Below are 18,200 nucleotides of genomic sequence, written 5' to 3'. Positions count from 1 at the left end.
GTTAAGACCCTCCCAAAAGGGTTATGGTCGTTTTAATCAAAGCAATTACGAAAGCGGCGACAACACCGAAGGTTATTACAGAGCCGGCCAACTTGTACATTTTGCTACCTGAGCCGAGAACATAACCTTCTGAGCGATGTTCAATAGCGGCGGAAGCTATGGAGTTAGCAAAGCCTGTTACTGGTACTGCAGTTCCTGCACCTGCTCGTTGCGCAATATGGTCATAAACACCAATAGATGTGAGAATTACAGATATTAAAATCAAGATGGCAACAGTCGGATCGCCTGCCGTTCTTTCGTTAAATTCAAAATTCCAAAGAAAAAAGTTTTGGATTATTTGTCCAAGGAGGCAAATGAATCCTCCTACAAAAAAAGCCCAAAGACAATTCTTAAGAATTGGTCGCTTTGGTTCTCGCATCTTCGCAAAATCATGGTATTCCTGTTGAGTCGGTGTTAATTTTTTCTTTTTCTTATTGGACATCTTACCACCTCATCGTTTTAACAGAGGTTCTAGTTCAGCTACAACTTGGGTCATTGTTTTCGAAGTTTCTGTGTACATTTGCTTAGCTTTTTCGTTTTTTGTTGCTAAAGCATAAAGCTCACAATCAGCCTGACATTTTCTTAGTATAGCGTGCAGTAATTCTTTCGTTTTCGGTTTAGGCACGTTGACTACATCGTCAAAAAGATCGACATAGACTTGTCCCACTGAATCTACTTGAGCAATAAAAACGTTTTCTGGAGCTACACCGATTTTTTCAAGCTCTTCGTGCATCCAGTGACGATTTAAGCCCATAGCTGTAAGCGCCTCATCCATTATTACGCCATCTAGAATAACTGTTTGGGGAACGCTTTCTTGCCCTACCTGCAAACCCATAGCTTTAGGCGTCAAAGGTTGTTGGGCTTTGGTTAACATAGTGCTGACTTCGCCACTCGGTTCTAGAACAGCAAATTCCACATCAGCCACTTTATAAATATTTTTTCTTCTAAGTTGGCTTAAAAGATCTTCTGGTGTCATCCTAGCTTCCATTAGCTTATCTTCCAAAACTCTTCCGTGGTTGATTAATATGGTTTCCTTACCTTGCACGACATCACGAACAGATTTGAACTTGATAGATAGAAAGTAGATAGCTAATGGTAAAGCTGTCCAGACGAGTAGAGCGATAAATGTTCCAGTCATATTGCCAGCTAGATTAAGGGTAAAAGAAGCGGCCAGTACACCAATTACAATGGCAGTAATCAGATCGAAAAAGGTCATTTGCGACGTCTGCCTTTTCCCCATGATGCGCACCAAAAAAAGCGTTAGTAGGAAAACTGCAGTTGCTCGTGCTAAGAAAATCAACCATTCTGGCATAGGCAATGCTCCTTATCGAAAAAAAGGATTTTATTAAAACCCTTTGTATTCCGGTTCTTCGAATTCCAATTCCGATAGCCTTTGCTCAAACTTATCAATCACTTGATCAAGCCTTTTTCGATTACGGATTAGAGTTTCTTTAGCTTCTTCATTTTCTTCTACAGTAGCAAAAGTTTCCAAGGTTGCTCGAGAGCCTTTAAGGCTGGCTAAGGTTTGTTTTACTTGACTGCTGACAGTCAATCTCTTTCACCTCTCTTCCTTTTTTTTATGTAAGGAAAACCGGGCATCATTAACCCGGTCCACTGCTTCTACTTGAGAACTTTCGTTCACTTAAAATTCCTTCACTTAAAAACCTTTATATTGAGGTTCTTCTTGTTCAATCTCTTTTACTCTGCTTTCGAGTTGATCAACAATAGTTTGTGTTTGTTGCGCAGAAGATGTAAAAAGATCTTTTGCTTTTTTGTTTTGCGTCTGCAAAGCAAACTGTTCTAAGCTACCAACAGCACTTTTAAGACCTGCTACAGTTGTTTTTATTTGACTTCCTACAGTCATTAATTACCACTCCTTATGACGTTTTTAAATTGTGAAGTAACTAAATTACCTCAACGATAGATTTTCTTTTAAAGAGAGCTGTGATGCATGGTAATGAGTTCATAACTTTATAATGGATACCATTAGGAGTACACTATGGTTTGTTTAGCTAATTATTAAATTAATTTGCAAAAAAAAGAAAAGCACCTGCAATTTTACAGGTGCTTTTCTTACTGCCCTTTTTCCCTTTCTCGCACAGCGCGAGCCATTTCTCGTTGAGCATCTTTTTTGGCAATATCTTGCCGCTTGTCATATTGTTTTTTGCCTCTACCAATGGCTAGTTCCAGTTTGGCCATGCCTCGTTTTAAGTAGATTCGCAGTGGTACTAAGGTTAGTCCTTTTTGTTGAACTGCCGCTTGGAGCTTACGAATCTCGCTTTTGTGGAGGAGGAGCTTTCGATTGCGTGTTGGCTCATGATTATAACGATTTCCTTGCTCGAAAGGACTTATGTGCATGTTGTAGAGAATAACTTCGCCTTCTACGACACGTGCAAAAGAATCTTTCAAGTTACCTTTGCCACTCCGGAGTGATTTAATCTCTGTGCCTTTTAAAACCATACCAGCTTCATAAGTTTCTTCAATGTGATAGTCGTGTCGGGCACGTCGATTTTCACAGATTACTTTACGTCCTTCACCCATTTTATGCTTCCGTTCCTTTCTCCATAGAAAATATTTTCTATGTCTTTTGCAACAGTTTAAAGACCTTAAGATGGGTTATGACTTATGCTCTTCTTCAGACTTTTTTTCTTGAGATTTATTGTCTTTTTCCTGAGAACTATTGTTTTTTTCTGTTTTCTTATTGTCTTCTTCTACAGCGCTTTCCTTGTCTCCTAGAAGTTTCTCTGTAGCATAGCTCACGGGATTGCTTGTAGCTTTTTTGATCTCTTCTATTGGTTTGGTCACTTCATCAACATCAGACTTTATATCCTTAACAGGTTTCATAGCTTCATCCATTTGCGATTTTACACCTTCTGTAACTTTACGAAATTCTGTCAATCCTTTTCCAATACTGCGTCCAATCTCCGGTAGCTTGCTAGGTCCAAAGACTATTAAAGCAAGGACGAGAATGAGCATTAGTTCAGGAAAGCCAATATTGAGAAAACCTAATGTCAGCACAGCCACTAACTCCTTTCTTGCCTCTACCTTTGTCCCATTATACCACAGTTCTCTTGATCCATAGAAAAAACACCGGTCTCTCTATGGGCCGGTGTTTTCTTCTAACCATATGAAGGAGATTTGCTAATCTTAGATCAACGAGAGTCCGAGAGCGCTCACTAAGAAGAGAACTGCAAAAACTACTGTCAGTTTGCCTAGCAGATCGTCTAAGCCTTTCTTCTTACCTACAAATGTCTCAGCACCACCTGCGATAGCTCCAGATAAGCCTGCGCTTTTACCGGACTGAGCAACAATGGAACCAACCAAACCAATGCTAGAAATCACATGCAAAGCAATAACGATGGTTGCCATATTTTTACACCTCCTTGGCGAAGTTAACCATTCAATACTAGAGCATAACAATAGAATTTTAGCATATTGATATGACTATGACAACTTAATTAGAAATGAGAAGGAAAAAAAGCGAAAGACTCCTGAGGAGAAGAGTCTTTCGCTTTTACTTTTTTCTATCGAGCAAGGTTAAAGAAAGTTTCCTTACCGCGGTAAAGAGCTACTTCGTCTAACTCTTCTTCAATGCGAAGCAATTGGTTGTACTTAGCTACACGGTCTGTTCTCGAAGGTGCACCCGTTTTTATCTGACCTGCATTAACAGCTACAGCCAGATCAGCTATAGTTGCGTCTTCTGTTTCACCAGAACGATGGGAGATGACAGCACTGTAACCTGCGCGGCGGGCCATTTCAATAGCCGCTAAAGTTTCTGTAATTGTTCCAATTTGGTTCACTTTGATCAAAATCGAATTACCAACGCCTTTTTCTATACCTTCTTTGAGTTTTACTGTGTTGGTAACAAAAAGATCGTCACCGACTAGTTGTACACGCTTGCCAATGCGTTCTGTCAAAAGCCGCCAGCCTTCCCAGTCATCTTCATTTAAACCATCTTCAATGGAGATAATCGGGTAACGATTAACTAGATCTTCGTAGAAATCAACCATCTCAGCAGAACTTTTTACTTTACCTTCTCCTTCTAGATGGTATTGACCTTCTTTATAGAACTCAGAAGCCGCCGCATCAAGAGCTAGCAATATGTCTGAGCCTGGTTCGTAGCCAGCTATTTTGATGGCTTCCATAATTACCTGCAAGGCTTCTTCGTTAGAGCCTAAGTTAGGAGCAAATCCACCTTCATCACCAACAGCTGTATTTAAGCCTTTGCTCTTCAAGACTTTTTTCAGTGCATGAAATACTTCTGTACCCATACGTAGTCCTTCTGAAAAGCTAGAAGCACCAACAGGCATAACCATAAACTCTTGAATGTCTACGTTGTTATCAGCATGTTGACCACCATTTAGAATGTTCATCATCGGTACAGGCAGTTCTCGTGCAAAAACACCACCCATGTACTGATAAAGGGGTAAGCCTACATATTGAGCCGCTGCTTTGGCACAAGCCATAGATACGCCTAGCAGAGCATTAGCACCTAGGCGGCTTTTGTTTGGACTGCCATCTAACTCTAGGAGCATATTGTCAATTTCCATTTGTGTTGTTACATCAAAGCCAATCAATTCGGGGGCAATTACCGTGTTTACGTTATCAACAGCGTTTTTTACACCTTTGCCTAAGTAGCGTTCTTGATCGCCATCTCGTAATTCAACAGCTTCGTATGCACCTGTAGATGCACCAGAAGGTACGGCCGCGCGACCCATAGTGCCATCTTCGAGATATACATCTACTTCAACTGTAGGATTGCCTCGAGAGTCGAGAATTTCACGAGCATATACTTCTGTAATAATTGACATGAAATGTTCCTCACTTTCTATATTTCACACTCTTCTAGTTCAAGCGAAAGCAGAGATCGTCCTGTCATTTCAGGGGGAATGGGCAACCCAAGCAAGTCGAGCATGGTAGGAGCAATATCTTCTAAAGCTCCTGAAGCGCGCAGTTTGCTGTCTTTATATTGCCGACTTACTAAGATTACAGGCACAGGATTAGTTGTATGAGCAGTGTGAGGTCCTCCATCATTAGGGTCAATCATCATTTCTACGTTTCCATGATCTGACGTAATGATCAGAATACCTTCTTGCTCCAAAATTGCTGATACAATTTTCTTTAGACTCTTGTCCACTTCTTCTACTGCTTCTATAGCCGCCTTCAATACCCCTGTATGACCAACCATGTCTGGGTTGGCCAAGTTCATGACAATTACATCATAAGTACCAGCTTTGATTTTGGAGACTACTTCTTCCGTGACCTGCCCTGCACTCATAGCAGGTTCTAAATCGTAAGTTGGCACTTTAGGGGATGCAATGAGTAGTCGATCTTCTTCTTCATTGGGCTCTTCTACGCCTCCATTGAAGAAAAAAGTGACATGAGCATATTTTTCTGTCTCAGCAATACGCAATTGCTTCAAGCCAGCAGAAGAAATTACTTCACCAAAAGTATTATGAAGGTTTTGTGGCATATAAGCGACAGGCGCGTCAAAGTTAATGTCATACTGTGTCAAGCAAACAAAATGGGGCTTAAATTCTTCTACAGCTCGGTCAAAGTCGGCAAAGCTTTCTTCTATAAAAACACGAGTTAGTTGTCGAGCACGATCAGCTCGGAAGTTAAAAAAGATAACAGAATCATCTCTACCAATATTTCCTTGAGGCTCTCCTTGCTGATTCATCAGAGCGGTCGGTAAAACAAATTCATCTGTATTACCAGCATCGTAAGCTTTTTGTAACGCTTCTAAAGCAGAAAAAGCTTGCTCACCCTGGCCGTGAACGAGAGCTTTCCAGGCTTTTTCCGTTCTCTCCCAGCGGTTGTCCCGATCCATCGCATAATAGCGGCCGCTGATAGAACCAATAACTCCACAGCCTAATTCTTGAAGTTTGTGCTCAAGGGCTTTTATATATTGAGCGGCATTAGCAGGTGGCACGTCCCTACCATCTAAAAAGGCATGGACTACAATGTTTTTTATCCCTCGATGGACGGCTAAATCGAGCATGGCAAAAAGATGGTCGATGTGACTGTGAACACCACCATCAGAGAGCAAGCCAATAAAGTGAAGGCTACGCTCTCTGTCGTTCTTATTGTTTTTTACTCGGTCTATAGCTTGCAAAAGAACAGCATTTTGCTGTATTTCGCCTGTTGCAATTGATTTTAAAATGCGCGTTAGTTCCTGATATACGACTCGACCAGCACCAATATTGAGGTGACCTACTTCTGAGTTGCCGATCTGGCCAGCAGGAAGGCCTACATTTTCTCCCGAAGCTTCAATGGCTGTATGGGGATAAGCCTCCCACAGTTGCTTGAATGTCTCTATAGAAGCAATTTTGAGAGTATTGCCTTCTTCTTCATCACGTAATCCCCATCCGTCTAAAACGAGGAGCATTACAGGTTTCTGCCTTGCTGTCAATGAAGCTTCACTTCCTTACTGTTCCTCAAAGCGAACAATGCGAGCAAATGACTCTGCCTTCAGACTAGCTCCTCCAACAAGAGCACCATCAATGTCTGGCTGACTCATAAGCTCTTTAATATTTTCTGGCTTTACACTACCACCGTAGAGAATGGGTACTTTCTGTGCTTCATCACCAGCTATAGAAGCTACTATGGTTCGAATAAAAGCACAGACATCTTGAGCATCTTCAGGGGAAGCTGTTCTTCCTGTTCCGATAGCCCAAACAGGTTCATAAGCAATTATCACTTTTTCAAATTGTCCCGCTACTAAAGGCGCTAGGCCTTTACGGATTTGAATCTCTATGGTTGGTTCAGTTAATTTTTCTTCTCTTTGTTCTAAGGTTTCACCAACGCAGACGATAGGCGTTAGGTTATATTGAAGTGCTTTGAGCGTTTTTTCAGCAACTGAGCTATCTGTCTCTCCAAAATACTGCCTTCTTTCAGAGTGACCAATGATGACATAGCTACACTGCAAGGCTTGTAGCATTTTAGGAGAAACTTCGCCCGTAAAAGCCCCTTCATCTACAGGATACATGTTCTGCGCTCCTAATTGAATAGGACTACCTTCGATGGCTTTGCTTAGAACAGAAAGGGATGTGTATGGTGGACAGAGGACTACTTTGCGGTTCTGCAGGTCTTCAATCAAAGGTATTAGCTGGTCAATCATAGACTGACTTTCTGTAGGCGTCATATACATCTTCCAGTTACCGGCAAGTACTGGTACTCGCATGGGCTACACCACCTATTTGATTGCTTTTATCTAGCTACCTAAGTTACTCTTTATCATTAAGGGCAACTACACCTGGGAGGTCTTTACCTTCTAAAAACTTAAGGGAAGCACCACCACCAGTTGATATATGAGTCATCTTGTTACTTATACCAGCCTTTTCAACGGCCGCTACGGAGTCCCCTCCGCCTATAATCTTTTGACCTTTTACTTCAGCTACTGCACGAGCAACGCCGATAGTTCCTTGATCAAAAGGAGCTACTTCGAAAGCACCCATTGGTCCGTTCCAGACGACAGTTTTGGCTTCTGCTAAGGCTTGAGCAAAAACTTTTATACTTTCAGGGCCTATATCAAGAGCCACTTGATCCTTGGGAATAGCTGTAACGTCGCATACTTTTGTTTCTATATTGCTTTCTAGTTTTTCTGCAACAACAACATCAACAGGCAATAGGATACGCACTCCCGCTGTTTCTGCTTTTTTTAGAATTGTTAAAGCCAACTCTGCCTTGTCTTTTTCACATAAAGATTTACCAACTTCATGTCCCTGAGCATAGATGAAGGTATTGGCCATGCCTCCACCGATAATCAGACAGTCCACTTTGTCCATTAAGTTTTCAATTACACCAATTTTGTCAGCTACTTTAGCTCCACCCATAATTGCTACAAATGGACGCTCCGGCGCTGATAAGAGTCGACCTAAATAGCTGATTTCTCGATCCATTAAGAAACCAGCTGTTGCAGGTATATAGTCTGCTACTCCAGCTGTTGAAGCGTGTGCTCGATGCGCTGTCCCAAAAGCATCGTTAACAAAAATGTCAGCTAAGCTGGCTAGCTCTTTAGCAAATTGAGGATCATTTTTCTCTTCTTCTGCGTGGAAACGAACATTCTCTAGCAGAATAACTTGACCTGGTGCCATGGCTTGGACAGCTTTTTCAACTTCTGGACCAACAGAATCGTCCATCTTTTGTACAGGTTGACAGAGCAGTTTCTCAAGATGGCCTGCTACAGGGGTCAGTCTTTCTTTTTCATTTACTTTACCTTTAGGTCTACCAAAATGAGAGGCCAAGATGACCTTGGCCCCTTCTTGTGTTAAATATTGGATGGTAGGTAGGGCAGCACGAATACGGGTATCATCAGTAATGACGCCTCTCTCATCCACAGGTACGTTAAAGTCTACACGCACAAGAACGCTCTTACCTTTTACGTCCACATCGCGAACACTCTTTTTATTCATGCCCCCCGGTACCTCCTGTTTTGTATTTTATTACACCCAAGAAGACTCCCGCTCGTGCTGAGAGGGAGTCTCTTATGCTTAATTTTGCAATTAAAAATTTTGCAATTAAAAACCTTTTTGAACCATATAAGCGGCTAAGTCAACTAAACGGCAAGAATAACCGTATTCATTGTCGTACCAAGCCAAAACTTTGATCATATCTCCATCCATAACCATAGTAGAAAGTCCATCAATAGCAGAAGACTCGACCATGCCGTTAAAGTCACGAGACACGAGAGGCAATTCCGTATAAGCTAAGATCCCTTTTAGAGGTCCATCAGCCGCCCCTTTGAGAGCTCCATTGACTTCTTCTAAAGTTGTCTTTTTGTTTACTTGGATGACTAGATCGATAACCGATACGTTAGGCGTTGGCACGCGCATGGCAAAACCATTGAGCTTACCATCTAGTTTGGGGATGACTTTGCCAATCGCTTTGGCTGCTCCAGTTGTAGTAGGAATGATAGACATCCCTGCAGCACGTGCTCTGCGTAGATCTTTATGAGTCTGATCTAGAATCTTCTGGTCATTTGTATACGCATGTACGGTTGTCATTAAGCCTTTGACAATACCAAATTGATCGTCAATCACTTTTACAACAGGAGCTAGACAGTTCGTTGTGCAGGAAGCATTGGAGACAATATGGTCCTGAGCAGGATCGTATTCTCCTTCGTTTACACCCATGACGATAGTCTTATCTTCATTTTTGGCAGGTGCAGAGATAATAACTTTTTTGGCGCCACCTTCGAGATGGGCTTTTGCTTTATTACCGTCAGTAAATACGCCTGTACATTCAATGACAATGTCAACACCCACATCGCCCCAAGGGATTGCGGCTGGATCTTTCTCAGCGAAAACTTTGATAGACTTACCGTTGATTTCAAAACCCTCTGGTGTAATCACCACGTTGCCATCTACTGTACCATGAACAGAGTCATATTTTAATAGATGGGCATTGGTTTTCGCATCCGTTAAGTCATTAATGGCAACTACCTCGATATCATCCCGTTCTAAAGCGATTCTTGCCACAAGACGACCTATACGACCGAATCCATTAATCCCCACACGGACTGTCATATTGTAAAATCCTCCTCTTTCTTGCTAACAAAATAATCCTTGCATTCCTTAATAAACTTAACTTTCTTCTTTACTTGATAAGTCTATTCCACATGGTTCATATAAATCCTTCCATTGAAGGGGGATTTATGGACTTTATGGACAATCTTTGTATACTTTTACTTCATTATAACAGAATTTTTTTCCTTTGTTTATGACCACTGTGATATATATTCAACTTATTCTAATTCCATAACCTTATCGTAAATAATATACCCACCTGTGAGAATCTCATTACTTTTTCTATTCTATCTGTTTCTCTTTGCCCATCAAATCTTCGGCCATACTTTCTAGTTTGCGTAGACGATGATTAACTCCCGACTTGCCGACAGGAGGCGATAGCATTTCGCCAAGTTCTTTCAAGCTCACGTCAGGATATTGTAAGCGCAGTTCTGCTATTTCCTTCAAAGGCTTTTGTAAGTTGTCCAAGCCAAGGTGACGTCCTAGATATTCAATAGCCTCCACCTGGCGCAATGCGGCGTTTACCGTTTTATTAAGATTTGCCGTTTCACAGTTAACCAGACGATTAACTTGATTGCGCATGCCTTTTACAATGCGCACGTTTTCAAAGTTCAACAAAGCAGTATGAGCGCCAATGATACTTAGCATTTCTACTATTTGATCGCTTTCTTTGAGATAGACGATATACCAACCTTTGCGTTGACTCACTTTGGCCGATAAGTTAAATCGTTGTAGTAAATCTTGGATTTTTTCTGCATGACTTTCGTCATTAGTAATAATCTCTAAATGGTAAGTACCTTCAGGGCTGTTTACGGAACCTCCACCTAAGAAAGCACCGCGGAGGTAAGCTCGACGACAACATTGCTTTTTCAATAATTCATCTCGGAGCTCAAATGTAAAGTTACCCTGTTGATCAACTAGCCCTAGGGCTTGCAATAGATCTTGATCATCGATACGAGCAGGCATGGAAATAACGTAAACGTTACTCTTTTTCAATCTTCTTTTACGCCGTACCATAATTTGCGTTTGTAAGGAAAAAACTTCGGCGGCGAACATCAATACGTGCTAATTCTTCTTTTGTCTGTACGGAAAAAGACAAGTCTTTTCACTCCTTCGCTTTAACCTTTGAAACGATTAAAAAGATTTTGATCCGCTAAGGAGCGAGATCTTTTCCGTTTGAAGAGCAAAAGATCAATTAAGTTCACACCTTTTTGCTGTTCTTTTTCTTCCATGACTAGATCTATAATCGTTTCTGAGAGACGCAAGGGATTATGACGAACGAGATCTTCTTGGTTAATTAGTTTGGCTCGAATGACTTGGCATCCCTGCTTTTCTAGGTTTTTATAATCAACGGCAACCGGTTTTTGCCCTTGCTTTTCATACTTGCGCAAAAGTTGTTGGGGGATTTTTTCTGTATTTACTATCATGTAATCTATAATATTGCGTCGACAGTGACTGTTGATAGCTTGTAGGTGTTGAGATGCTTTATAGCCATCTGTTTCACCTGGTTGGGTCATAACATTACAAACATAGATTTTGGGTGCTTTCGTAACGGCAAGGCTTTCAGCAATTCCTTGAACGAGTAAATTGGGCAATAAGCTTGTGTATAAACTACCTGGGCCGATAATGATTGCATCAGCTTCTTGTATTGCTGTCACTGTCTGTGGCAAAGGCTGACAATCTTCTGGGTCAAGAAAAACAGATCGAATAGCTCCATCGACCGCTGTAATTGCTGTCTCTCCCCGTATATATTGACCATTTCGCAAGAGAGCGCAGAGCGTTACGTTCGACAAAGTAGATGGCAAGACTTGTCCACGCACTGCTAAGACCTTGCTTATTAGGGCCACTGCTTTTTCGAAACTTCCAGCTGATTGCGCCGCGCCCGCTAGTAGTAAATTGCCTAAGTTATGACCTGATAGTTCGCCTTGAGCAAAGCGATAGTTTAATACTTGATCCATTTCTGATTCCGTATCGGCGAGGGCTACTAAGCAGTTCCGAATATCTCCTGGTGCTACGATACCAAGATCATCCCGAAGCCTGCCCGAACTGCCTCCATCGTCAGATACAGTAACGATAGCTGTTATGTTAGAGGTATATTCTTTCAGACCTCGCAGTAATACTGATAAGCCTGTGCCTCCACCGATGACAACAATCTTGGCACCTCGTTCTAAAGAGCGCCTTCGATAGAGTACTTCTACAAGTTTTCGTTCTTTCTCTGGTGCAACGACTTGGTAAATCGAACGCACCATACGAATAAAGCCTAAGATGTGTAGCAAGAGACCACAAGCAAAAAGAATTATTCCCACCAGAGTGAGCGCCGCCGGTTCTAATTGTTTAGTTAATTGAAGAATCAAACTTTCTAGATAGCCAAAAAACTGACCTTCTAGTAACAAAGAGGCACTCGCTCCAGCTAGAAAGATCCCGAGAAAGGAAAGTGCCATCCATCGCTTTATTTTCAAACCTGGATAGAGCCACATTGCCCATTTCACGTTCTCTCCTCGCCTCCCCGATCCTTTTCAATGTCTCGGTGCTTTGCTGTAAGCGAGTAATTCTGCTTGGACAAGCTTTGAGCTAGGCGATTGGCTAACGTGACGGAACGATGTTTGCCTCCCGTACAACCAATAGCGATGACTAGGTGACTCTTCCCTTCTTTCACATAGTGGGGGATCAAAAATCGTAAAAGAGAGTAAAACTTACGTAAAAAAAGACGGGTTGCTTGTGACTTCATAACGTAGTTTTGCACAGCTTCATCGTTACCTGTTAATGGTTTTAATTCGGGGATATAGTGAGGATTCGGCAAAAAGCGCACATCCATTAGTAAATCAACATCACGAGGCACACCGTATTTGAAACCAAAGGACATTAAAGTTATTTTCATATTGCCTTTTTCTTCTTCTTGAGCAAACATATCAACAATCTGTCTTCTAAGATTTTGTACTGAAAGATCGGTCGTATCAATAATCCAGTTAGCCCTACCTCGTAAATCCGATAAAATGGTGCGCTCACGCTGAATTCCGTCTAAAATGCGCCCGCTTTCTGAAAGGGGATGACGTCTTCGCGACTCTTTAAAGCGGCGAATAAGTGTTTCATCAGAAGCTTCTAAAAAGAAAATTTCACTGCCTAATCCTTGTCTTTGCAGTTCATCGAGACCTTCATTTAAAGAACTGAAAAATTCCCGTCCACGGATATCTATAACGAGAGCGATCTTTTTAATTTTGCCTGTCGACTGTACAATGAGCTCGCCAAACTTGGGCAAAAGATTAGGTGGTAAATTATCAACACAAAAAAAACCTAGATCTTCAAAAACTCGAATGGCCTGGCTTTTTCCTGCACCGGAGAGGCCGGTGATGATGACAACTTCGATGGTATGGTCTTTTATCTTTTCCATAAAAACCGGCACCTCCTTTCTTAGCTATCTTCTGCAGTCTACTATAGCAGTTTCCTTCTGACTATCTATTTGCCTTATATTTTAGTGCTTTCAGAAGCATGGTCAGCTAAAGAGTGCAGTTAGATATGTTGTTGCACATGGCGCGGTTGATCAAGACGATATAGTTCTTCTAGCTGTTCTTCTAGCTTTATGTGATAGGAGTACTCTCTTTCTTTACCAAGAGCAAGAGGTAAAAGGTCGCGACCTAGAGCTTGCGCAGGTCGACGTAACCCTAGTGCCGCTGTAATAGTAGGCGCTATTTCTAGGTTATGAACGACACCTAGGTTTTGTCTTCCTGTTATCTGCCCCGTGATCAAGCAAATCGGTGTTGGTGCTGTGTTGTGATTGCCTGTGAAAGGGTTAGTGCCATGATCAGCAGTAATAACAAATAACGTTTTCTCTAGATCAACAGACGCTAAAAGTTTGGCTACAATAGCGTCAGCCCTTTCTACCGATTCTATCAGAAGACTGACATCTCTTCTATGGGCCATCATATCAACAGCAGAATAATTGGCTACTAAAATACCACAATCCATCTTTTTTAAGACTTGCAATACTTCTTGCGCTAAAATCCGGTGGTCTCCGCCGTCAATACCATCCATCTCAAGACGCCGCAAATCGACTTGATCAGAGCCACCAAGAACAATAGCTGCCTCATTCTTGCCCACAGCTGCTGTTGTCATCCCTGCTTCCCTTGCTACTTCACCGATAGTTTCAACAGGTGAGCCGTGGTAGTCATAGGGACGACCTGTTGCTTGATAGCCAGGGCGGTGGGCTATAACATTGTAGCCCGTTCCCATCATACCGTGAGCAATCGGTGTGATGGCCGCCCCAGCACCTAACACTTCCGTATGAGCCACACCAACGGCTGTTTTTCCATGTAGCCCGTCCATGACAGGTGTATGAGCCATCGTTAAGTTAACACAGTCCATGCCGTCAATTACGAGCAGGACTACTTTATCTACTTTACGAAAGTGATGGCTTTCCATCATTGATCGCCCACTTTCTTTGTTCTATAAAAAACTTGAGAAGCTGCTCCCATTATGCCAGCCTTGTTGCCTAGTGTAGCCTCTTCGATAATTGCGCTTTCTATAGCAACAGGCAAGGCTCTTTGTTTAATTGCTTCCCGCAATGGGTTAAAAAGTACTTCACCAGCCTTAGCAATACCGCCACCAAGGAGAATTCGTTCTAAATTCAAGGTGTTTAGTAGTAGAGCGATTCCCCAACCAAGATAACCGGCCACTTGTTGAACTATAGCCTGAGCCATCGGATCTTTTTCTCGAGCGGCATCAAAAATATGGCGCGCCTCTAAAGAGCCTTCTACTTGGCCTAACAAGTCGCTCTTGTCAATAGCTAGATGTTTTTCTGCCATGGCGACGATAGCTGGCGCTCCTACCAGAGCTTCTAGGCAACCACGTAGCCCACAGTTACAACGTGGGCCATCTGGTATAAGAACAAGATGACCCACTTCACCAGCCCCGCCCTTAACACCTCGATAAAGCTGGTTTTCTAAAATAAGACCACAACCGACACCAGTACCTAGAGTTAGGACTGCAAGGGAAGTAGAACCCTGACCGGCACCTTTCCAATGCTCACCACAAGCGGCCAAATTAGCATCGTTTTCCATGAAAAGAGGCAATTGTGTTAGCTTTTCCAGATCCGACCCAATGGGCACATTCTTCCAATGAAGATTCGGTGCAAAAGTAACAATCTGAGGTGTAGCAGAATCGATTGTGCCTGGTACACCTAGACCTATTCCTTTCACTTCTCCATATTTTTTGCTCTGACTTTCTTCACGAAAAGACTCAATCATCTCCAAAATATTCTGCTTTACTTTTTCGTAACCAGCTTCGGCTTCTGTAGGGCAGCTTTTTTGGCTCAAAATAGTACCTTCTTCATTGATAAGAGCACCTTTGATTGCTGTACCACCTAAATCAATGGCGATGGCTATTTTCTTCTGTATGGGCAGTAAAAGCACCTCCTTGCTCTCCGAACCAACGGCCATAAAGTCTGGTCAGATCAGCTAACTCCAAAATAACTTCTTCCCTCAATTGATCCCATTGGAAGCGCCAGTTCCAATTCCCTTCGGCGGTGCCTGGAAAGTTCATCCGTGCGGTGCTGTCTAGGCCTAGCAGATCTTGCATAGGGAAAATTGTGCTATGCGATACCGTAGAGAGAGCCAGTCTAATAAAATCTTGAACAACCTTGTTTCTATCACTGTTCATATAACGTAAGGCGTACTCCTGATCTTGCGGTGCCGCTTGCTCAAACCAACCGAGAGTCGTGTCGTTATCATGAGTACCTGTATAGACAACGTAGTTGCGTTCATAGCGAAAAGGAATAAAATCATTTTCTTCCTTAGAATCAAAGGCAAATTGTAAGATCTTCAAACCAGGAAAGTTGAACTTTTCACGAAGTGCCACAACTTCTGGTGTAATTACCCCCAGATCTTCTGCAATAATTGGTAATGGTTCAGGTCCAAGGGCTGAAGAGAGTGCTGAAAAGAGTTCATCACCAGGTGCTTTCTTCCATAGGCCCTTGATGGCTGTTTTTTCACCATAAGGAACAGCCCAGTAAGCTTCAAAGCCCCGAAAATGGTCAACACGTACCCAGTCAAAAAGCAAAAAAGTGTGCTGAAAACGACGAATCCACCATTGAAATCCTGTAGACTTTTGATAATCCCAGTCATAGACTGGATTACCCCAAAGTTGCCCTGTCTCACTAAAATAATCTGGTGGCACACCGCCTACTTCTTGAGGATAGCCTTCTTCATTCAAAGCAAAAAGCTCTCGATTACCCCAAGTATCAGCACTATCCCAAGCTACATAGATAGGCATATCACCAATAAAGCTGATTCCTCTTTGATTACCATAGGCTTTAAGAGCTTGCCATTGATCAAAGAAAAGATACTGAACAAAGCGATGAAAAGACATTTTATCTGATAAGTCATGAGTCGCTTTTTGCAAAGCTTCTTCTTGTGCTAAAGCATAGGCAGGTTGCCATTGCGTCCATTCTGCTTCTCCATGTACTTCTTTTAAGGCTTTATACAAAACGAACTTTTCTAGCCAGTGCGCCTGCCGATGGCAAAATTCCCCAAAGGCATAATGTAGCTCTTTTTTCATTTTAAAACGCTCGTAGGCTTGTTGTAGCATTTGCTCGTTATAGGTGCGAGCTCTTGCATAATCAACCTTGCCTATGAGGGCCGCTTTTTCCGGCGGTAGTTCATCTTCCCGAAGAAGACCCTGACGATGCAAAATCTCAGGACTGATCATCAGGGGATTACCTGCAAAGGCAGAGAGTGCCGAGTAAGGTGAATCACCATAACCTGTAGGTCCACAAGGTAAAACTTGCCAAAGTGTTTGACCGCAGGCACGTAAAAAATCGACAAATCGATAAGCTTCTGGCCCTAAGTCACCAATATAGTTCTTCCCTGGCAGAGATGTAGGGTGAAGCAAAATTCCGCTTCTGCGCTCGTTCCAGAGTTTTTTCATTAATTATTCCTCATTTCTAATAGGAGCGACTGTAGAGAGCTTAAGGTTAGCTTCACTCTTTGGGCAACAGTACGTGAGCCAATCTTGATTACCTGCTGTCCTTCAAGCAGATCAACAAGCTGACCACCACTATCCCAGCAAGATTGAAGTATTTCTGCAGGAAGATCAAACTCCACATCTTCAGAGATACTATCAAAAGCAAAGTTTATGATCATTAAAGCCATTTCATTACCCCATCGACGAAGATAAATCACCATTTTGCGATTACTAGGAATAACAAAAGTGAGCTCTGGCCCTTTTAGATAAGACTTCTCTTGGCGTAAGGTCAATACTTTTTCATACCACTTTGTTAAATCTTTACGGCCATGAAAGTCTATATTTTGAAACTTCTCTTCCCCGAAGTTCCCTTCAAAAAGAGGAGGCCTAATTACAGCACCTGCTTCCTGTCCTGCGTAAAGCAAAGGTACACCGGGCAAGGTAAGGGCTAATAAAAAGGGTGGTTTACTTCTTTCTTCACTACCGTACATAACGATACTGCGAATCTCATCGTGATTTTCTGTATAGCGAACCATACAATAACGAGGGCCGAAACGATTCCGCTCCCAGTTAATTTTATCTTTAATATAAGGTACTTCAAAATATGGATCGTCGTACTTAACGTCATGATGAAGACTTTTTAGCTGATTATAGATTTCAAATGCATAGGTAGCATCAAAGCCGCTTTCTAGAAGTTCTTTCAAGCGATCATAAGCTTCAGCAAAAAATATAGTTTCTTTTTTGATCCCTTTAACTTCTGCAATCGCTTCTCGCCAGAACTCTAAAGGTACCCAGTGGGCAAAATCGCAACGATAACCGTCAATATCAAATTCCTTAACCCAATAAGTTAAAACTGATGTCATGTAAGCCCAAAGTTCTTTCTGTACTTGTTCATCTTGATGATAGAGACGATGATAGTTAGGCTTACCTGGAACAGCAATACCATAATTGATATCAACGGTATCCCACCAGTCTGGCTCAGGTGCTAAAGGTAATTTATCTTCTTGATCCCAAATAAACCACTCAGGATGATAACCACCTCGCTGAGGTGGGTTAGCAGGATCGAGCAGGACATTATCAGGCGCACAATGATTACCTACAAAATCCATCAGGACGCGCATACCTCGTTGATGGGCTGACTTAACAAGAGAGCGAAATTGCTCTTTCCCCAAAGCTTCTAAGTCATCAGGCGACAACTCTTCTTTTCGGTCACAAGCAATTACATCAGCACTGATGCTTTTATAATCACGAATTGCATAAGGAGAACCAGATATCCCTTTACGGTTCACTTCCCCGAGGGGCTGAATAGGCATCAACCAAATAGTATTAGCTCCTAGCTTTTGAATGCGTTCAAGATCCTTTTCAATATCTACAAGCGTACCGAAGCGCCCCTCTTGAAAGCCGTGAACACGAGGATAGATTTGATATATAATAGCCGAACGAAACCACTCTGGCACAGAAGTCATTCCATCGCCTCACTTTTCACCTTTTTTTTACTACCATCTTCGCCACTGTCTACTCTATCTATACAAAGGATAACTTGACATAGCCATTGTTTACCTATATTTGCTTGGTTATATTATTCTATGCACTGCAAAGTATTTCCTTTATTAGGATATAGAAAAGAGCAGTCTCTTCACTTGAGAGACTGCTCTTTTGCAGAGAGAAGACATTTCCATA

Annotated in this window: 19 protein-coding genes; all 19 read right to left on the bottom strand. The window is 42.1% G+C overall.

Annotated elements, in window-relative coordinates; all coding sequences use genetic code 11:
* Window position 1 precedes the first annotated feature (1 nt).
* The gene (spoVAC, locus tag F9B85_RS09825) at window positions 2-481 is read right to left on the bottom strand and encodes a stage V sporulation protein AC (RefSeq protein ID WP_151620407.1); all 480 of its coding nucleotides are present in this window, start codon (window positions 479-481) and stop codon (window positions 2-4) included.
* A gap of 9 nt (window positions 482-490) precedes the next feature.
* Window positions 491-1,351, bottom strand: a complete 861-nt coding sequence (locus F9B85_RS09820) for a DUF421 domain-containing protein (RefSeq protein ID WP_151620405.1) — start codon at window positions 1,349-1,351, stop codon at window positions 491-493.
* A 33-nt stretch (window positions 1,352-1,384) separates the two neighbouring features.
* Window positions 1,385-1,591 (bottom strand): DUF1657 domain-containing protein, encoded by a 207-nt coding sequence (locus tag F9B85_RS09815; RefSeq protein ID WP_151620403.1) that lies wholly within the window; start codon window positions 1,589-1,591, stop codon window positions 1,385-1,387.
* Window positions 1,592-1,696: 105 nt separating this feature from the next.
* Window positions 1,697-1,903 (bottom strand): DUF1657 domain-containing protein, encoded by a 207-nt coding sequence (locus F9B85_RS09810; protein WP_151620401.1) that lies wholly within the window; start codon window positions 1,901-1,903, stop codon window positions 1,697-1,699.
* Window positions 1,904-2,112: 209 nt separating this feature from the next.
* The gene (gene smpB / locus F9B85_RS09805; protein WP_151620399.1) at window positions 2,113-2,580 is read right to left on the bottom strand and encodes an SsrA-binding protein SmpB; all 468 of its coding nucleotides are present in this window, start codon (window positions 2,578-2,580) and stop codon (window positions 2,113-2,115) included.
* A gap of 75 nt (window positions 2,581-2,655) precedes the next feature.
* Window positions 2,656-3,057, bottom strand: a complete 402-nt coding sequence (gene tatB, locus F9B85_RS14920; protein WP_279237757.1) for a Sec-independent protein translocase protein TatB — start codon at window positions 3,055-3,057, stop codon at window positions 2,656-2,658.
* Window positions 3,058-3,186: 129 nt separating this feature from the next.
* On the bottom strand, window positions 3,187-3,408 hold the full coding sequence (secG, locus tag F9B85_RS09795; protein ID WP_151620397.1) for a preprotein translocase subunit SecG: 222 nt from the start codon (window positions 3,406-3,408) through the stop codon (window positions 3,187-3,189).
* A gap of 155 nt (window positions 3,409-3,563) precedes the next feature.
* Window positions 3,564-4,850 carry a phosphopyruvate hydratase gene (gene eno / locus F9B85_RS09790; RefSeq protein WP_151620395.1) on the bottom strand — a complete coding sequence of 429 codons (1,287 nt, stop codon included), beginning with the start codon at window positions 4,848-4,850 and terminating at the stop codon, window positions 3,564-3,566.
* A gap of 17 nt (window positions 4,851-4,867) precedes the next feature.
* Complete coding sequence (gpmI, locus tag F9B85_RS09785; RefSeq protein WP_151620393.1) at window positions 4,868-6,451, bottom strand: 2,3-bisphosphoglycerate-independent phosphoglycerate mutase; 1,584 nt, start codon at window positions 6,449-6,451, stop codon at window positions 4,868-4,870.
* Between the two features lie 15 nt (window positions 6,452-6,466).
* Window positions 6,467-7,222, bottom strand: a complete 756-nt coding sequence (gene tpiA / locus F9B85_RS09780) for a triose-phosphate isomerase (RefSeq protein WP_151620391.1) — start codon at window positions 7,220-7,222, stop codon at window positions 6,467-6,469.
* A 43-nt stretch (window positions 7,223-7,265) separates the two neighbouring features.
* Window positions 7,266-8,453: a phosphoglycerate kinase gene (locus F9B85_RS09775; RefSeq protein WP_151620389.1), complete on the bottom strand. Its 1,188-nt coding sequence runs from the start codon at window positions 8,451-8,453 to the stop codon at window positions 7,266-7,268.
* Window positions 8,454-8,558: 105 nt separating this feature from the next.
* Window positions 8,559-9,566, bottom strand: coding sequence for a type I glyceraldehyde-3-phosphate dehydrogenase (gene gap / locus F9B85_RS09770; protein ID WP_151620387.1), 1,008 nt, complete (start codon window positions 9,564-9,566; stop codon window positions 8,559-8,561).
* Between the two features lie 282 nt (window positions 9,567-9,848).
* On the bottom strand, window positions 9,849-10,622 hold the full coding sequence (whiA, locus tag F9B85_RS09765) for a DNA-binding protein WhiA (protein WP_151620385.1): 774 nt from the start codon (window positions 10,620-10,622) through the stop codon (window positions 9,849-9,851).
* Window positions 10,623-10,684: 62 nt separating this feature from the next.
* Entirely contained in the window at window positions 10,685-12,055 is a 1,371-nt protein-coding gene (locus F9B85_RS09760; RefSeq protein ID WP_243138146.1) for a gluconeogenesis factor YvcK family protein, read from the bottom strand.
* The gene (rapZ, locus tag F9B85_RS09755) at window positions 12,052-12,954 is read right to left on the bottom strand and encodes an RNase adapter RapZ (RefSeq protein WP_151620383.1); all 903 of its coding nucleotides are present in this window, start codon (window positions 12,952-12,954) and stop codon (window positions 12,052-12,054) included. Before rapZ ends, F9B85_RS09760 begins: the two co-directional genes overlap by 4 nt.
* Before the next feature lie 119 nt (window positions 12,955-13,073).
* Window positions 13,074-13,985, bottom strand: coding sequence for an alkaline phosphatase family protein (locus F9B85_RS09750; protein ID WP_151620381.1), 912 nt, complete (start codon window positions 13,983-13,985; stop codon window positions 13,074-13,076).
* Window positions 13,982-14,971: an ROK family protein gene (locus F9B85_RS09745; RefSeq protein ID WP_170270402.1), complete on the bottom strand. Its 990-nt coding sequence runs from the start codon at window positions 14,969-14,971 to the stop codon at window positions 13,982-13,984. The genes F9B85_RS09750 and F9B85_RS09745 overlap by 4 nt, the downstream gene beginning before the upstream one ends.
* Window positions 14,928-16,484 (bottom strand): 4-alpha-glucanotransferase, encoded by a 1,557-nt coding sequence (gene malQ, locus F9B85_RS09740; RefSeq protein WP_151620377.1) that lies wholly within the window; start codon window positions 16,482-16,484, stop codon window positions 14,928-14,930. Before malQ ends, F9B85_RS09745 begins: the two co-directional genes overlap by 44 nt.
* Entirely contained in the window at window positions 16,484-17,986 is a 1,503-nt protein-coding gene (locus F9B85_RS09735) for an alpha-amylase family glycosyl hydrolase (protein ID WP_151620375.1), read from the bottom strand. Before F9B85_RS09735 ends, malQ begins: the two co-directional genes overlap by 1 nt.
* Window positions 17,987-18,200: the final 214 nt, after the last annotated feature.

The sequence above is a fragment of the Heliorestis acidaminivorans genome, assembly GCF_008933955.1.
In the GTDB taxonomy this organism is placed as follows: Bacteria; Bacillota; Desulfitobacteriia; order Heliobacteriales; family Heliobacteriaceae; genus Heliorestis; species Heliorestis acidaminivorans.
This window is presented reverse-complemented; position numbering and strand designations above follow the sequence as displayed.

Coding starts and splice junctions, on each gene's coding strand:
- secG (WP_151620397.1), bottom strand. CDS start 3,408: ATGGCAACCATCGTTATTGCTTTGCATGTGATTTCTAGCATTGGTTTG.
- smpB (WP_151620399.1), bottom strand. CDS start 2,580: ATGGGTGAAGGACGTAAAGTAATCTGTGAAAATCGACGTGCCCGACAC.
- gap (WP_151620387.1), bottom strand. CDS start 9,566: ATGACAGTCCGTGTGGGGATTAATGGATTCGGTCGTATAGGTCGTCTT.
- F9B85_RS09775 (WP_151620389.1), bottom strand. CDS start 8,453: ATGAATAAAAAGAGTGTTCGCGATGTGGACGTAAAAGGTAAGAGCGTT.
- spoVAC (WP_151620407.1), bottom strand. CDS start 481: ATGTCCAATAAGAAAAAGAAAAAATTAACACCGACTCAACAGGAATAC.
- tpiA (WP_151620391.1), bottom strand. CDS start 7,222: ATGCGAGTACCAGTACTTGCCGGTAACTGGAAGATGTATATGACGCCT.
- F9B85_RS09735 (WP_151620375.1), bottom strand. CDS start 17,986: ATGACTTCTGTGCCAGAGTGGTTTCGTTCGGCTATTATATATCAAATC.
- malQ (WP_151620377.1), bottom strand. CDS start 16,484: ATGAAAAAACTCTGGAACGAGCGCAGAAGCGGAATTTTGCTTCACCCT.
- rapZ (WP_151620383.1), bottom strand. CDS start 12,954: ATGGAAAAGATAAAAGACCATACCATCGAAGTTGTCATCATCACCGGC.
- F9B85_RS09810 (WP_151620401.1), bottom strand. CDS start 1,903: ATGACTGTAGGAAGTCAAATAAAAACAACTGTAGCAGGTCTTAAAAGT.
- whiA (WP_151620385.1), bottom strand. CDS start 10,622: ATGTTCGCCGCCGAAGTTTTTTCCTTACAAACGCAAATTATGGTACGG.
- F9B85_RS09750 (WP_151620381.1), bottom strand. CDS start 13,985: ATGATGGAAAGCCATCACTTTCGTAAAGTAGATAAAGTAGTCCTGCTC.
- F9B85_RS09820 (WP_151620405.1), bottom strand. CDS start 1,351: ATGCCAGAATGGTTGATTTTCTTAGCACGAGCAACTGCAGTTTTCCTA.
- eno (WP_151620395.1), bottom strand. CDS start 4,850: ATGTCAATTATTACAGAAGTATATGCTCGTGAAATTCTCGACTCTCGA.